This is a genomic window from Nonomuraea sp. NPDC049378 (assembly GCF_055586745.1).
In genome coordinates, this window is sequence record NZ_JBVJHP010000012.1 from 320,023 (window position 1) to 334,891 (window position 14,869).

At 71.7% G+C, this 14,869-nt stretch carries 13 protein-coding genes, 3 tRNA genes and 2 pseudogenes; 13 read left to right on the plus strand and 5 right to left on the minus strand.

Going from position 1 to position 14,869, the window contains the following annotated elements; translation table 11 throughout:
• Positions 1 to 142 precede the first annotated feature (142 nt).
• From ACZ6SA_RS26900 to ACZ6SA_RS26915, 4 genes are all read left to right on the plus strand, one after another.
• Positions 143 to 1,183: a PP2C family protein-serine/threonine phosphatase gene (locus tag ACZ6SA_RS26900; RefSeq protein WP_347643961.1), complete on the plus strand. Its 1,041-nt coding sequence runs from the start codon at positions 143 to 145 to the stop codon at positions 1,181 to 1,183.
• Between the two features lie 151 nt (positions 1,184 to 1,334).
• On the plus strand, positions 1,335 to 2,702 hold the full coding sequence (locus ACZ6SA_RS26905; protein ID WP_347643962.1) for a GH39 family glycosyl hydrolase: 1,368 nt from the start codon (positions 1,335 to 1,337) through the stop codon (positions 2,700 to 2,702).
• A 69-nt stretch (positions 2,703 to 2,771) separates the two neighbouring features.
• Positions 2,772 to 3,608: an alpha/beta hydrolase family protein gene (locus tag ACZ6SA_RS26910; RefSeq protein ID WP_465831140.1), complete on the plus strand. Its 837-nt coding sequence runs from the start codon at positions 2,772 to 2,774 to the stop codon at positions 3,606 to 3,608.
• An 85-nt stretch (positions 3,609 to 3,693) separates the two neighbouring features.
• Complete coding sequence (locus ACZ6SA_RS26915) at positions 3,694 to 5,130, plus strand: arabinose isomerase (protein ID WP_465831142.1); 1,437 nt, start codon at positions 3,694 to 3,696, stop codon at positions 5,128 to 5,130.
• On the opposite strand, the gene ACZ6SA_RS26920 is transcribed toward ACZ6SA_RS26915, so the two are convergent.
• Positions 5,127 to 6,323 (minus strand): SGNH/GDSL hydrolase family protein, encoded by a 1,197-nt coding sequence (locus tag ACZ6SA_RS26920; protein WP_465831144.1) that lies wholly within the window; start codon positions 6,321 to 6,323, stop codon positions 5,127 to 5,129. The genes ACZ6SA_RS26915 and ACZ6SA_RS26920 overlap by 4 nt on opposite strands.
• 119 nt (positions 6,324 to 6,442) lie before the next feature.
• Here ACZ6SA_RS26920 and ACZ6SA_RS26925 point away from each other — a divergent pair, with 119 nt between their 5' ends.
• The 3 genes from ACZ6SA_RS26925 (at position 6,443) to ACZ6SA_RS26935 (ending at position 10,432) form a co-directional block, all read left to right on the plus strand.
• Entirely contained in the window at positions 6,443 to 7,060 is a 618-nt protein-coding gene (locus tag ACZ6SA_RS26925; protein WP_347643966.1) for a TetR/AcrR family transcriptional regulator, read from the plus strand.
• A 32-nt stretch (positions 7,061 to 7,092) separates the two neighbouring features.
• Positions 7,093 to 8,031, plus strand: coding sequence for an aminoglycoside phosphotransferase family protein (locus tag ACZ6SA_RS26930; protein WP_347643967.1), 939 nt, complete (start codon positions 7,093 to 7,095; stop codon positions 8,029 to 8,031).
• A gap of 124 nt (positions 8,032 to 8,155) precedes the next feature.
• Positions 8,156 to 10,432, plus strand: coding sequence for a SpoIIE family protein phosphatase (locus ACZ6SA_RS26935; RefSeq protein ID WP_347643968.1), 2,277 nt, complete (start codon positions 8,156 to 8,158; stop codon positions 10,430 to 10,432).
• 178 nt (positions 10,433 to 10,610) lie between these two features.
• Here the strand turns inward: ACZ6SA_RS26935 and ACZ6SA_RS26940 are convergent, their stop codons facing one another.
• Complete coding sequence (locus ACZ6SA_RS26940; protein ID WP_347643969.1) at positions 10,611 to 10,784, minus strand: hypothetical protein; 174 nt, start codon at positions 10,782 to 10,784, stop codon at positions 10,611 to 10,613.
• On the opposite strand from ACZ6SA_RS26940, the gene ACZ6SA_RS26945 reads away from it, so the two are divergent.
• The 4 genes from ACZ6SA_RS26945 to ACZ6SA_RS26960 all read left to right on the plus strand — a co-directional run bounded on the left by ACZ6SA_RS26945 (position 10,785) and on the right by ACZ6SA_RS26960 (position 11,895).
• Positions 10,785 to 10,855: transfer RNA gene (locus tag ACZ6SA_RS26945), tRNA-Ala, on the plus strand.
• Positions 10,856 to 10,871: 16 nt separating this feature from the next.
• Positions 10,872 to 10,944 (plus strand) — tRNA-Gln (locus ACZ6SA_RS26950).
• A 25-nt stretch (positions 10,945 to 10,969) separates the two neighbouring features.
• A tRNA-Lys gene (locus ACZ6SA_RS26955) sits at positions 10,970 to 11,042 on the plus strand.
• Positions 11,043 to 11,103: 61 nt separating this feature from the next.
• On the plus strand, positions 11,104 to 11,895 hold the full coding sequence (locus ACZ6SA_RS26960) for a PIG-L family deacetylase (RefSeq protein ID WP_347643970.1): 792 nt from the start codon (positions 11,104 to 11,106) through the stop codon (positions 11,893 to 11,895).
• Positions 11,896 to 11,934: 39 nt separating this feature from the next.
• On the opposite strand, the gene ACZ6SA_RS26965 is transcribed toward ACZ6SA_RS26960, so the two are convergent.
• Entirely contained in the window at positions 11,935 to 12,348 is a 414-nt protein-coding gene (locus ACZ6SA_RS26965; protein ID WP_347643971.1) for an RrF2 family transcriptional regulator, read from the minus strand.
• Positions 12,349 to 12,408: 60 nt separating this feature from the next.
• The gene (locus ACZ6SA_RS26970) at positions 12,409 to 13,353 is read right to left on the minus strand and encodes a sulfite exporter TauE/SafE family protein (RefSeq protein ID WP_443153991.1); all 945 of its coding nucleotides are present in this window, start codon (positions 13,351 to 13,353) and stop codon (positions 12,409 to 12,411) included.
• A gap of 138 nt (positions 13,354 to 13,491) precedes the next feature.
• Between ACZ6SA_RS26970 and rpsR the strand changes: the two are divergent.
• Positions 13,492 to 13,707 (plus strand): annotated as a pseudogene (gene rpsR, locus ACZ6SA_RS26975) (30S ribosomal protein S18); the annotation flags it as partial.
• A 64-nt stretch (positions 13,708 to 13,771) separates the two neighbouring features.
• Positions 13,772 to 14,101: pseudogene (locus ACZ6SA_RS26980) on the plus strand (MFS transporter); the annotation flags it as partial.
• Positions 14,102 to 14,363: 262 nt separating this feature from the next.
• Here the strand turns inward: ACZ6SA_RS26980 and ACZ6SA_RS26985 are convergent.
• Complete coding sequence (locus tag ACZ6SA_RS26985; protein ID WP_347643974.1) at positions 14,364 to 14,849, minus strand: hypothetical protein; 486 nt, start codon at positions 14,847 to 14,849, stop codon at positions 14,364 to 14,366.
• Between the last annotated feature and the right edge of the window lie 20 nt (positions 14,850 to 14,869).

The window sequence follows — 14,869 nt, forward strand, 5'->3', positions numbered from 1 at the left end:
CCGTCCCGCGCGGCCCGCAACCGACATGCGTTGAGCCATGCTTGTATATGGCCAATCATTGATGTTTCATTTTTCGTTGACCGGGATCGGTGGGCTGACAGTGGGCCGTGCGAGACACGCACATGGCGACGCGAGGGGGCAGATGAGATCCCTGCGGGCTCTGCGGTGGTTGCCCTTCGCCGTCATGTTCTGCGTCGCCGTCCTCGACGTGCTGGCGGGCCCGACGCTCATCTTCCTGCCGCTGCTCACGCTGGGCCCGGCCTTCGCCTCGTTGTCGGGCGGGGTGCGGCGGACCTCCGCGGTGGGCGCGGTGGCGCTGGCCATCTGCCTGTTCCTGGCGTCCTACAACGACCTGGTGCTCCACTGGCAGAACAACCTCACGGTCGTCAGCATCGCGGGCGTGACCGCGGCCAGCATGCTGGCCGCCCACCTGCGGCTGGAGCGCGAGCGCGAGCTGGCCAGCGTCAAGCAGGTCGCCGAGGTCGCCCAGCGGGTGCTGCTGCGGCCGGTGCCGCGGCGGGCGGGAGATCTGCAGGTGGCGCTCTCCTACACCTCGGCGGCGGCCGAGGCCCAGATCGGCGGCGACCTGTACGAGGTCGTCACGACGCCGCACGGCGTTCGCCTGCTGATCGGCGACGTCCAGGGCAAGGGCCTGGCCGCGGTCGAGACGGCCGCCTGGGTGCTCGGCGCCTTCCGCGAGGCCGCCTATGACGAGGCCGAGCTGACCGACATCGGCGAGCGGCTGGAGGTCAGCCTGACCCGGCACCTGGACGACGAGCAGTTCGTCACGGCGACCGTCGCCGAGGTGCACGAGGGCGAGATGACGCTGGTGCACTTCGGCCATCCGCCGCCGATGCTCATCAGGCCCGACGGCACCTGCTCCACGATGGAGCCGCCCGAGCAGGGGCTGCCGCTGGGCCTCGGCGCCCTCGACGCCGCGGCGGCCAAGCCCCAGCGCATCCCGTTCGGGGAGGGCGACCGCATCCTGTTCGTCACCGACGGCGTCATCGAGGCCAGGGACACGGCCGGCCAGTTCTACCCGCTCACCGACCGCGCCGGGCTCCTGACGCTCACCGACCCGCAGGCCGCGCTGGACGCGCTGCGGGCCGACCTGGTGGAGCACGTGGGCGGGCCGCTGCTCGACGACGCCGCGATGTTGCTGCTGCACCGCCGCGGCTCGTGAGACCCGCGTCGCGGAAAGACGCCGAACGATAACGATTGACTGTGAACCAGGCGCTCGATGCGCCCCGCCTCCCCAGCCCGTGGAACGCTACTGGCGGCATGTCGACGGGAGGATCGGTGAGGCTCGGGTGACTTCGGGTGACCGTCAAGGGATGAGGCGGCGGCTCGGGCGGGCGGCCGCCTCGGCGGCGACCGCCATGGCCGTGGCTCTGGCCGTCACGAGCTGCTCGTTGCTGGGCCAGTCCCCGCAGCAGCGGCCTCCCACCGTGCAGAAGACCACCGCCGCGCCCCAGGCGTCGCCGGGCGCGAGCGGCCTGGCCGGGAAGCCGCCGCAGGTGGAGGACGGCTGGCCGCGCTGGGGGTTCACGCACACCGGCGTCAGCGCCAACAACATCACCCGGGAGTTCGAGCAGCGGGTGGCCGGCCGGTTCGCCAAGACCCCGATGCTGCAGAACCAGCACATCATGGGCTTCGGGGCCTTCAACCCCGAGCCGCACCCCGGGCGGTACGTCTGGGAAGACCTCGACAGCCGGATGAACCTCATGAGGCAGTCGGGCGCCACGCCGGTCATCACGCTCTGCTGCGCTCCCGACTGGATGAAGGGCGGCCCCGAGGGCCCGACGTCGGAGGAGGGCTGGGCCGAGCACCTGGAGGACGCCCCCTATCCCGAGCACTTCGACGACTTCGCCAAGCTGTCGGCGGCCGTCGCCACGCGGTACAAGGACGTCAAGTACTTCATGGTGTGGAACGAGTTCAAGGGCTTCTGGAAGGACCACTCCAAGCCCGCCGACTACAAGGGGTACACCGAGCTGTACAACAAGGTGTACGACGCGGTGAAGGCGGCGCGGCCCGACGCTCAGATCGGCGGCCCCTACCTCGGCTTCGACAGCAACAAGGGCGGCGACACCGAGCTGCGCGGCGAGTGGGGCGTCGTCAACCAGCACGTCCTCGACGCCTTCACGTACTGGTTCGAGCACAAGAAGGGCGCCGACTTCGTCGTGGTCGACGGCGCGTCGGTGACCGACGCCCACGAGCTGCTGCCTGACGAGTTCGGTGCGCTGAGCAAGTTCAGCGCGGTCACCCAGTGGTTGCGCGACAAGACCGGCGACCTGCCCGTGTGGTGGTCGGAGTGGTACTTCGTGCCGGAGGACGGCACCACGTGGCCCGAGCCCAAGCGGCTCGCCGTACAGGCCGCCTCGATGATCGAGTTCGCGCGGAGCGGCGCCGCCACGGCGCTCTACTGGAACCCGCAGGCCAAGGAGGGCAGCTGCCCGGCCTGCCTGTGGGAGCCGCGCACGGGCGCCGAGCAGCCCACGGCCAGGCTGGTGGCCGGCTTCACGAAGTGGTTCCCCGCCGGGGTCGAGCTGGAGGCGGTCACCTCCTCCGACGCCAAGGTCAGGGTGCTGGCCCAGCCGGAGCAGCTGCTGCTGGTCAACACCTCCGACGGCCAGGTGACGACGACCGTCGCCGGCACGCGGTTCACGCTCAAGCCGTACGAGATCAAGTGGAGCGGCCGCTGACCGGCCGCCGGTGAGACGGGTGCTAGATTCGTGATCGAACCGATCAGTTCGATCACACTGGAGGCAGCCGTGACCGACGCTCTGACAGGCGACCTTCCCGCCGACCTCGCGCCTCCCGCAGGCACACCGGCGGTGACGTTCGCCAGCGGCGGCCACGCGCTGCTGGGCGTCCTGCACCTGCCCGCAGGCCCCGGGCCGCATCCGATCGTGGTGCTCCTGCACGGGTTCCCGGGCAACGAGCGCAACTTCGACCTCGCGCAGTCGCTGCGCCGCGCGGGCTACGCGGCCCTGGTGTTCCACTACCGCGGCTCGTGGGGCGTGGGCGGCTCATATTCGTGGGGCAACGTGCTGGAGGACGCCGCCCGCGTCACCCGGGCCGTGCGCGAGGACGCCGTGGCGTCCGCGCACCGTCTGGACCCCGACCGGCTGGCGTTGGTGGGCCACAGCCTCGGCGGCTTCGCCGCCCTCATGACGGCCGCCGCCGACCCCGCGGTCCGGGCCGTCGTCTCGGTGGCCGCCTTCGACATGGGCAAGGCCGCGGCGGCCTGCCGGGCCGAGCCCGGCGCGCGGGCGGATCACGCCTCCGCGTGGGACGAGGAGTTGCTGCCGCTCCGTGGCACCAGCGGCGCGGCCCTGGTCGCCGAGATGGAGGCGGCCGGCCAGGCATGGAGCCTGGCCGGCCTGGCGCCCCGCCTGGCCGACCGGCCCGTGCTGCTGGTCGGCACCGGCCGCGACAGCGTCACGCCCGCGCGGACACATCATCATCCGCTGGTCGAGGCCTACCGTGCGCATCCGGTGTCCGGGCTCGAGCACCGGCTCTATCCGACCGACCACGCCCTGTCGGACCACCGGCTGACCCTGGCCCGCGACGTCACCGACTTCCTCGACCGCCACCTTGCGGATTAAAACGTGTGAACGCCGCGAACAGGCCCCTTGACCATCGGCTGCCGCCACAATACCGTCCCGATGAGGCCAATCCAGGTAAAACGTTTTGCGCGGTGAAGCCGCGCCGGAGGGCAGCACCATGGCCAGCACCAGGCAGGTACGCGTAGGGCTCGTGGCCGGAGGGCTGGGAGCGTACTGGCCCCAGTTTCCCGACCTCCTTCCCCAGCTCCAGCGCTCGGCGGCGCGGGTCTCGGAGCGCATGAGGGAGCTGGACGCGGAGATCGTCGACGTCGGGTTCATCTCCGACGCGCAGGAGGGGGCGGTCGCGGCCGAGAAGTTGCGGGCCGCCGACTGCGACCTCATCGTCGGCTTCCTGACCACGTACATGACGGCCACGATGCTGGTGCCGATCGCGCAGCGCAGCGGCGCGCCCGTGCTGCTGATCAACCTGCAGCCGACCGAGTCGATGGACCACGCGACATTCGACACCGGCCAGTGGCTGGCCTACTGCGGCGCCTGCCCGCTGCCCGAGATGGCCAACGCCTTCCAGCGGTGCGGCATCCCGTTCCGCTCGGTGTCCGGCTACCTGGAGGACGAGCGGGCCTGGAAGCGCATCGGCGGCTGGGTGCGGGCGGCCGCCGCCAGGGCCGCGCTGCGGCACGGGCGGCACGGCCTGATGGGCCACCTCTATCCCGGCATGCTGGACGTGTCCACCGACCTGACGCTGGTGAGTGCGAACTTCGGCGGGCACGTCGAGGTGCTCGAGTTCGACGACCTGCGGGTGCGCGTGGAGAAGGTCACCGACGCCGAGGCCGCCGCCAAGCGCGCCGAGACCGAGAAGATCTTCGACTTCGCCGACTCCGTCAACGAGACCGACCTCGACTGGGCCTGCCGCGTCTCGGTCGGCCTCGACCGGCTCGTGGCCGACTTCGAACTGGACAGCCTGGCCTACTACCACCGCGGCCTGGACGGCGAGACGCACGAGCGCCTCGGCGCCGGCATGATCCTCGGCGCGTCCCTGCTCACCGCCCGCGGCGTCCCCGCCGCCGGCGAGTACGAGCTGCGCACCAGCCTGGCCATGCTCGTCATGGACCGGCTCGGCGCGGGCGGCTCCTTCACCGAGTTCCAGGCGCTCGACTTCCACCGCGGTCACGTCGAGATGGGTCACGACGGGCCCGCCCACCTCGCCATCAGCGCCAGGAAGCCGCTGCTGCGCGGCCTCGGCGTCTACCACGGCAAGCGCGGCTGGGGCGTCTCGGTCGAGTTCGACGTCAAGCACGGACCGGTCACCGCGTTCGGGATCATCCAGCGCCGCGACGGGCGCTTCGCCTTCCTCGCGTCCGAGGGCGAGACGGTCGACGGGCCCCACCTGCAGATCGGCAACACCACCTCCCGCGTCGACTTCGGCCGCGACCCCGGCGAGTGGACCGACGAGTGGAGCGCCACCGGCATGTCACACCACTGGGCTCTCGGCACCGGCCACCGCGCCGGCGAGCTCAGGTCCCTGGCCCATCTCCTCGACCTCGAGTTCGTCCAGATCTAGCCGGTGAGCAGGCCGGCGAGCACCGCGCCGGCCAGCGCCCGGTGGCCGGCCGGGTTGAGGTGCAGGTGGTCGCCCAGGTCGAGCCGGGCCAGAAGCCGGCGGGGCGCGGCCGGGTCGCGGGCCGCCCGGTCGAAGTCGATCACGGCGTCGAACCTCCCGCCGGTCCGGATCCAGTCGTTGACCGTCCGCCTGGCAGCCTCGCGGTGGCCCGGGGCGTCGTCGTACGGGACGTTGCCGCCGAAGGGCGTGAGCGTGCCGCCGTACACGCTGATGTCGTGCGCGTGCGCCCGGACGATGATCTGCTCGTAGGCCGCGATCAGGTCCTCGGCGACCCGCTGCTGCGCTGGGCGGGTGGCCGGCGCCGTGCCGATGTCGTTGACGCCCGCCAGCACGATCAACCACCGGACGCCACTCTGGGCGAGCACGTCGCGGTCGAGCCGGGCCAGGCCGCTCGGACCCAGGCCGTCGTCCAGCAGGCGGTTGCCGCCCGCGGCCTGGTTGGCGACGGCGACGCCCGCGGCGGCCCCCAGCCGGTCGAAGAGCTGGTCGGGCCAGCGGTCGTTGTGGTTGGTCGTGGAGCCCCTGCCGTCGGTCAGCGAGTCTCCCAGCAGGACGAGCGCGGCCGTGCCCGGCTCGGACCACACTTCCAGGGCGCTGAGGAAGTACCAGTGGTCGACGGGGGTCGCGCCCGGCAGGTCGGCGGCGGTGACGTGGTCGCCCGTCGCCAGGTAGGAGGTGGTCCTGGAGCCCGGATGGGAGGTGACGTCCTCGGAGGCCTGCCCGTCGGCCAGGTGGAGGGTCACGGTGAGGACCGAGCCGGGCGCGGGCGCGAGATCCAGCGGGTCGGACACGACCTGCGCCCCGACCGGCACGACCGCGAAGGGCCTGCCGGAGAACGTCACCGGCCGCGCGGTCCCCGGCTGGATCGTGCGCACCCCGGCCCGCCCGCCTTCGGGCAGCGCCACGGAGGCGGCGGTGATGGGCAGCGGCGCGCCACCGAACGCGTTGGAGAGGCGCACCCGCAGCCGCGACCCGCCCGCCGACACCCGCACGCTCTGCCGCAGCGTGCTGCCGGCCAGCACCAGGCCGTCCTTCGTGTACGGCGGAGGCGGCATGTCTCCCGGCTCGGTGAGCTGCGGCGTGGCCGTCCACGTGCTGACCCAGCGCCCGGGAGAAATGTTTCTCGACGACACCGAACATTTCTATCGGATCCGGGCCTGCCCGGGCGAAAGCATGATCGGGAAGCTACTTTTACCCGGGCTTGCGGATCAAGTGATGTGCCGGTCGGCGGACCGCGCCTAGGGTCGCGTCCATGGGCACTCCAGAGACCGGCGAACGGGAGGCGATCCTGGGGGCGGCGATCCGGCTGTTCGCCGCCCTCAGCTACGACGCGACGTCGATGGGGCAGGTGGCAGAGGCCGCCGGGGTGGACGTGGCCACAGCGACCCGCTATTTCCCCACCAAGAGAGGGCTCTACCTGGAGGTCATGGAGCATGTCCTGCGGACGCTCGCCGCCAGGGTCGAGCCGCCGGCCCGCGAGGCGCAGACCGGCCCGCCCGAACGGAGGCTGGAGGCGCTGCACCGCTTCGTCGACGCGTACATCGACCTCTGCGCCGAACATCCCGAGATCCCCGCCTTGTGGACGCACCGCTGGATGTCCGACGCCAGCGACATCGACCACCTCGAAGCGCACGACCTGCAGCCGCTGACCCAGCAGTTCGTCGACGGCTTCGCCACGCTCGCGGAGCCGGCCGGGGCCGACCCGCCGATGCTCACGTACACGATCGTGTGGTGCATCCACGGTTTCACGCTGAGCGGGATCCTCGACGGAACCGGCCACCGGATCGTCATGAGCGACCCCGCGCTGCTGCGGCGCTTCCGCGCTCACATGCACCAGTTGCTCGACCGCGTCCTAGGCCGGCCGGATTGACGACCGGCCAGGTCCCGGACATGATCACCCGCATGGCTGATTCCGGACATGCCCCGAGCGAGCGGGCCGAGCACGCGATGCGGGTGGCGGTCTCGGCCGGGCGGCGGCTGGGGCTGCGCGCGCTGGAGCCGCGCGTGCTGCACGACGTGTTCAACGTGCTGGTGCACCTGGCGCCCGATCCGGTGGTGGTCCGCGTGCCGACCCTGGCCCTGGCGTCCGCCGCCGAGCAGGCCGGCCGCCAGCGGCGGGAACTGGCCGTGGTGGGCTGGCTGGCGGACCAGGGCGCGCCCGTGGTGCCGCCGAGCCCTCTGGTGCCGCGCGAGCCGGTGGAGTGCGACGGGATGTCCTTGACCTTCTGGCAGTACGTGGACGAGCGCGACCCCATCGCCGCCGCTCCCCCGGACGAGCTGGAGAACAGGTTCGTGGAGCAGACCGGGTGGGTGGCCGAGCTGCACCGGCTCATGGCCGGCTACCCCGGCGAGCTGCCGGTGCTGGCGCCGCTGGTGCCGGGGACGGCGCTGTCACTGGCCGAGCTGCGCGAGAGGCCCGGCATCCTGACCGCGGCGGACCTGGACCGGGCCGGGCGGGAGAACGCCGTGGTCGAGGCCCTGGCCCGTGACCTGCCCGGTGCGTTTCCCGGCGCCCGCCTGCAGGCCGTGCACGGTGACTCGCCGCCGTACAACGTGCTGCTGACGGCCGGGGGACACCTGTTCGGCGATTTCGAGGACGTCACGCTGGGGCCGGTCGAATGGGACCTGGCCGGTGCGGGGCCGCGCGCGGTCGAGGCGTACGAGCGGGCGGGCGGCGGGCCGGTGGACCGGGCGCTGCTGGAGTTCGTGGAGGGCGCCCGGCTGCTCCAGGTGGTGGCGGCCCTGGCTCTGGCCGGACGGATGCCGGAGCTGGCCGCCATGCTGGAGCCCCTGGTCGTGCGGTGGCGGGCCCGGCCGCCGCTGGAGCTGCCGTCCTCCTAGCGGGGCACGCTGGTCATATGCCAGATCGTAACCATCCCCTCACACACAAAAGTGTATTCTGCCCGTATGTGGCGTTTTGTCCGATTGGCGCCCTTCTCGCTCATGAGCGAGGCGTGGTGAGGCCATGCACGGCGAACACCTCCCGAGTCCGGGCGGGACGAGCGCGTCGTCCCGCTTCGACGAGCTGCTGATCGAGACCGTCAGCGCAGCGGGAGCGCACATCGGCATGGCGTACGTGCTGGACAGAAGCGGCCACGTCCTCGAGATGGAGTCGGCGGTGGGCATACCCGGCTCGATCGCCAGGGCGTGGGCGAGGGTCAGGGTCAAGACCGACCGTTCCCTGCCGATCGCCGTGTCCGTACGCGATCGGCGGCTCATCTGGGTCGGCGGCAGGGAGGAGCTGGCCCGCGCTTTCCCGGCCGCCGCGCTGGCCCTGCCGTACCACTTCGCGGCCGTGACCACCCCCGTCTGCTCGGGCGGCGCCGTGTGGGGCGGCCTCGTGCTGCTGTGGCCGTCGGGACTCGCCTCCGAGCTCACCCCGCGCCAGCGCGACGTCATCGACCACGCCTGCGGCGAGATCGGGGCCCTGCTCCGGCGGGCCGCCGCGCAGGGCCACCCCATCACCCCGCGACCACAGCCGCGGCTCCTGGACCCGCGTCGCGAGACCGGCACGGGCCGGCGCGCCCACCGGCTCGCGCTGGACTGCCTCAACCGCCTGCCGGAGGGGTACTGCTGCCTCGACACGGAGGGACGGGTGAGCCTCGTCAGCGCTCCGGCCGCCGAGTTGCTCGCCCTGAGCCCGTCGGAGCTGCTCGGGCGGACGCTGTGGGAGTCGCTCCCGTGGCTGAACGACCCCGCGTACGAGGACCACTACCGAGACGCGGTCGTCAGCCGGCAGGCCACCCACTTCACCGCCCGCGCCCCCGGCGCGCGGCAGCTGACCTTCCGCCTCTATCCGGGCCTGACGGGCATCACCCTACGCGTCGCGCCCGCCAGGGCCGCCCGCGCCGCCGAGCCGAGCCTCGTCGCCGGACCGATGGCGGGCCCGGTCATGAGCCCGGACGTGAGCTCGGTCATGAGCCCGGTCGTGAGCCCGATAGCCGGCCCGGGAGCGGGCCCGGTGGTCGGCCCCGCTGTGGACCCGGGGGTGGACCCGGGGGTGGACCCGGGGGTGGACGCCGCCCGGGAGCCGCGCGTGATGGCGCTGCACGAGATGTTGCACCTGGCGACCGCGCTGGCCCGTGCGGTGACCGCGCAGGAGGTGGTCGACCTCGTCGCCGACCACGTCATCCCCGTCTACGGCGCCCAGGCTCTGGCCATCCTCACCTGGCAGGACAACCGGATGCGCGTGGCCGCGTCGCGCGGCTACAGTCAGGACGCCGTCAAGCGGTACGACAGGCGCCCCGTCATCCACCAGACCGGCCCGCCGGACCACTACGAAGCCGGCGAACCCGCGTTCTTCTCCACGTGGGACGAGCTCCGCCGGCAGCGTCCCGACTCCATCCGCGCCGACGACATGAACGCCTGGGCGTTCCTGCCGCTCGCCACCTCGGGCCGGCCCTTCGGCACGTGCGTGCTCGCCTACGCCCGCCCGCACCATTTCAGCGGCGAGGAGCGGGCCACGCTCACGGCGCTCGGCGGGCTGGTCGCGCAGGCGTTCGAGCGTGCCCGGCTCTACGACAACAAGCACCAGCTCGCCCAGTGCCTGCAGGCGAGCCTGCTGCCGCACCAGCTGCCCGAGATCCCGGGCCTGGAGGTGGCCGCCCGGTACGTGCCCGCCCTGCCCGGCATGGACATCGGCGGCGACTTCTACGACCTCATCCGCCTGAGCCCCACCATGGCGGCGGCCGTCATCGGCGACGTCCAGGGGCACGACATGAACGCCGCCGCGCTCATGGGACAGGTGCGCACCGCCATCCATGCCCATGCCTCCGCCGGGGCGCCTCCCGGCGAGGTGCTCGCGCACACCAACCGGCTGCTCGCCGAGCTGTCCCCCGACCGGTTCACCAGCTGCCTCTATCTCAGCATCGACCTGGCGGAGCGCACCGCGTGCCTGAGCAGCGCCGGGCACTTCCCGCCGCTGCTCACCCGCCCCGGCGCGGCCACGCAGGTCATCGACGTCTCCCCCGGGCCGCTGCTCGGCATCGACCCCGACGCGAAGTACGCCGCCACGGACCTGGTCCTCGATCCCGGCTCGGTCCTGACCCTCTACACCGACGGCCTCATCGAGGAGCCCGGGCTCGACCTGGGCGACGCCATCACCGGGCTGGCCCGCCGTTTCGCCCCCTCGCCGGGCACTCCGCTGTGCGACCTGGCGGCGGCCCTCATCGACGAGGCCGCCGCCGATCATCGTACGGACGACATCGCCGTACTGCTCCTGCGCGATATCGGCCCTCAATGACGGGCCCGATGACGGGCCCGATGACGGCCCTCGGAGGCGCGGGCTCCGCGGCACAACAGGCCCGCGCCGCCATTTCCCTGGCTTTCTCGCGGGTGAACGAGGAGCCGCGAATAATACGTGGCACGCGCCGGGCTCCGCCCTTTATCGTGGTTTCACGTGAGAGGCGGAAAACCGCCGATCAGCGGGCCACGACATCGCCGGAGGAGGAGCCATGGGTCGCGCAGCCGCCGCCAAACGGGCGCAACGCCAGGCCGGTCAGGCCGTGGTCCGGCGTGCTTCTGGGTGATTTGTCGAGAGAATCGCTCACCAGCCGCCTGAACATCCAGGTGGCTTTTTTCTTTCCGTACGACATGGGCTGATGGTGAAAAGGCATCACGTCTGCCTTGCAAGCAGAGGTTCAGGGTTCGAGTCCCTGTCGGTCCACCCTTCTCCTTTTCCATGCCAGATCGTCTAACAGGTAGGACGCCCGGCTCTGAACCGGGTAGGTGCACGTTCGAATCGTGCTCTGGCAGCTCATCGAGGGCCCCTTCTGTCCTCGCCGCTCGCGCCCGGCTGGTCGGGCACCGGCCTTTTAAGCCGGATTGGCAGGGTTCGAGCCCCTGGGGCGGTACGTCGCAAACGTCACACGCCTTCGTTACCATGGCCGTCCTTGATCACGTAAGGAGGGGGACGTGGCGGAGCTCCGCGTGTTGTGCGTGCACGCGCACCCGGACGACGAGGCGATCTGGACGGGCGGCACCCTGGCCAGGTACGCCGACGAGGGCGCCGTCACCGCGGTCGTGACGTGCACCTGGGCCGAGGGCACCCGGCGGGCCGGCGAGCTGGAGCGCTCCCTCGCCATCCTCGGCGCCGGCGAGCCGCTGCTGCTCGGCTACGCCGACGCGCGCAAGCCCGAGTCCGCACCCGGAGCGCCGCGCTTCGTGGACGTGCCGCTCGACGAGACGGTGGGGGTGCTGGTCGGGCACATCAGGCGCATCCGCCCCGACGTCGTGCTCACCTACGACGGCTACGGCGTCTACGGCCATCCCGATCACGTGCACGCCCACCGCGTCACCATGGCCGCGGTGGAGGCGGCCGGCTACGACCAGCTCCACCGCGACGCGGGAGCGCCCTGGCGGCCCCGCTCGCTCTACCTGGCGACCATCCCGCGATCCGTCGTGCTGTCGCACTGGCGGGCGGTCTTCGGCGCGGATCCCGGCCCGGATCAGGCGCTGCCCGGCGTGCCCGACGACCAGATCACCACCCGTCTCGACGTCTCGCGATGGAGCGAGCACAAGTGGGCCGCGATGCACGCGCACGAGTCGGAGGTCGGGCGCGGCGCGTCGATGACCATGCTGACCGCGCTGCCCGAGCCGGCCCGCGCCCTGATGCTGGCGAACGAGTGGTACCGCCGCGTCTCTCTCCCCGGCGCTTCTCCCGCCGGCGTCCTTCCCGCCGGAGACGTGGAGACCGCCCTCGGGTGACGCGCGTGGTCCCCGGAGGGCGGGACGGCGGCGGGCCGCTCAGGGCGCCTCCAGCCCGGCGGACCTGGACGGCTCCTGCGCGGCGGCAACGACGTCGGCCAGGGTGATCTCACCGAGTAGGGCCTCCTCGTGGCTCTGCAGCCGGGCCCAGATCTCGGCCAGCGGGGCCGCGGCCTTCGGGAAGGGTCTGGCGGCCTGCTCGACGCCCTCGGTCACGCGGATCACGTCGGCCAGGGCGATGTCCCCGGCCGGGCGGGCGAGCCAGTATCCGCCGTCGGGGCCGCGCTGGCTGTGGATGAGGCCGGCCCTGCGCAGCTGGAGCAGGATGTTGTCGCAGAAGCGGCGGGGGATTCCCTGGGAGTCGGCGATCCATTCCGCGTGGGCCGGGCCGTCCGCCGCGGCCAGGGCGAGCATCGCGCCGAGTGCGTACTGGGTGCGCGCGGAGATTCTCATAGGCGTGTCGGCGCCACGGGCCCGGCCCTCGGACGAGGGCCGGGCCCGGATGCGCGGGCCTCAGGCGGAGGCCGTCTCCTCCTCCGTGTCCCCGGTCTTGCGCTGCAGCTCGCTCTCGATCGCCTCGACCGACTCGTTGGCCTTGTCGCGACGGTATTCGCGGACCGAGTAGGCGATCGCCGCCGCCCAGATGACGGCGATGGTCACGTACGCGATCGTCTGCACGGAGCTGGAGGCGTCGATCCAGTCGCTGCGCAGCAGGGTACGGGCGTTCGTCAGGACGATGATCCCGCCGACGGAGGAGCCGAGGATGCGGGGCGGGATGTGGCGGACCAGCCAGGCGGCGATGGGGGCGGCGATGACGCCGCCGATCAGCAGCACCGCCACCCAGGAGAAGGTGATGTTCTCCGAGCCGAGGCCGACGAAGAAGCCGACGCTGGCGGCGATGGCGACCAGGAACTCGCTGGTGTCGATGGAACCGATCACTTTACGAGGGGCCAGGCGGCCGCTGGCCAGGATCGCCGGGGTGCCGACCGGCCCCCAGCCGCCGCCTCCGGTGGAGTCGACGAAGCCGGCCAGCAGCCCGAGCGGCGCCAGGAACCTCTTGCGCAGCGGCTTGCCCAGGTTGCCGCGCGGCAGCCCCAGCGCGGTGAAGCGGACCAGGATGTAGGCGCCCAGCACCAGCAGGATGATCGACATGACGGGCGCGGCGACCTCGGTCGACAGGCTGGACAGGAACGTCGCCCCGGCGAAGGCGCCGATGGCTCCGGGGACACCGATCTTGGCGACGACCTTCCAGTCGACGTTGCCGAAGCGCCAGTGGGACAGACCCGAGACGAGCGTCGTGCCGATCTCGGCCAGGTGCACGGTGGCGGAGGCCGCGGCCGCGTTCGTGCCGATGGCGAGCAGCAGCGTGGTCGAGGTGACGCCGTAGGCCATGCCCAGGCTGCCGTCGACGAGCTGGGCCGCGAAACCGACCAGCCCGAGCAGGATTAGCGCTCGCACGATCCCCTCTTTTCCTATCATTCCTACTATCCAAGTAGGATTAGTCTCCACGAGTTCCAGGATCGAGTCAAGATGTGACAGGTCAGCCACCCGACAGCACGATCGGGGCTCACCCGCACGGCGGCGAACGACCGCCGGCTGTGCGGACGCCGCGGCCCACGCAAGAAGCCCAACCCGCTGCTGAACGCCGACCGCATCGACTACAAGGACACCGCGCTGCTGCGCAGGTTCATCTCCGACTGCAGCAAGATCCGCAGCCGCCGCGTCACCGGCGTCACCGTGCAGCAGCAGCGCAAAATCGCCACGGCCATCAAGACCGCCCGCGAGATGGCCCTGCTCCCCTACGCCTCCCGCCCCGGCGCATGGCCGTGCCGCCACGGACGCGCGGCCGTCATCGTCCAGGAGAGGGGCTGCTCCCATGCGCAGATCGTTGATCCCGCTGCTCATCGCCGTCCTGGTGGTGTACTCGGCGCAACAGTTACTGACCCCGGTCCTGGCGCCGCTCTCCCGCGAGCTGACGCTGACCGAGACCCAGTTGGGCCTGGTCATCACCGTCGCCGCCACGGCCCTGACCGTCGCCAGCCCGCTGTGGGGCCACGCCCTGCACAGGATCGGGCTGCGCCTGGTCCTGCTGTCGGGTCTCGGCCTCGCCACCGCTGGCCTGACCGGCTTCGCCGTGGTGGCCGCCCTGGGGCTCGACGGCATGATGCCCACGCCCCTCGCCTTCGCGCTGATGTTCATCACCCGCAGCATCGTCTTCGGCGCGGGAATGGCCGCCCTGCCGGTCGCCGCCCTGGCCGTGGCCGGCCGGGATCTCCACGTCATTCCTGAAGAGTGGAGGCAACCAAGGCCTGAACGATTGAGGGCCTCGGCGGCGTGTTCATGTGGTTGCGCGCCATGGACATACCTAGGCCGCCGGGATGCAGCATACGGATGGTTGATCAGTATCCGACCCCGGACTGTCCGAACCTCAGAGCCTGCTGACAAAGGGATTTGGTGTCGCGTTCGAGTCAGGAGACCGCCGGGGTGTGGGGACGGCTGGTGCGGCGCTGGTAGGAGCGGGCGCAGAAGGCAAGGGAGAGGCCCAGGCCGGCGAAGGCGAATCCGCCTACATAACCGACCCAGGAAGACCCGCCCTCGGCATCGCCGACCGTAAAACCGATGGCGGAAGCTACCAGGGTGGCGGCACCGTAAGGGGTGAGGCCAACAGCACCTGCCCAGCCCAGGGCGAGCAGAGCCGAGCGCGGCAGCCGTTCACCCCAGGGTCGAGCCAGCGCGGCCAGCAGCACGATCCCGCAAAGGGCGCCGAGCACCGTGAAGTCGATCCCGTGCTGCTGCATCCATACCAGACACTCCGGAGCCCCGTTGGCGCGCATCTCGGCGGGAAGATCGGCAGCGGGCCGCCCGACGCTCCCGCCGAACGCCCAGTAAGTCTTCATCAAGATGTAGGGGGTAAGCGCGGCGATACCGGTCCAAAGGGGCTTCATGCCGTTCATCGTGCCGGTGGTCCAGCCCC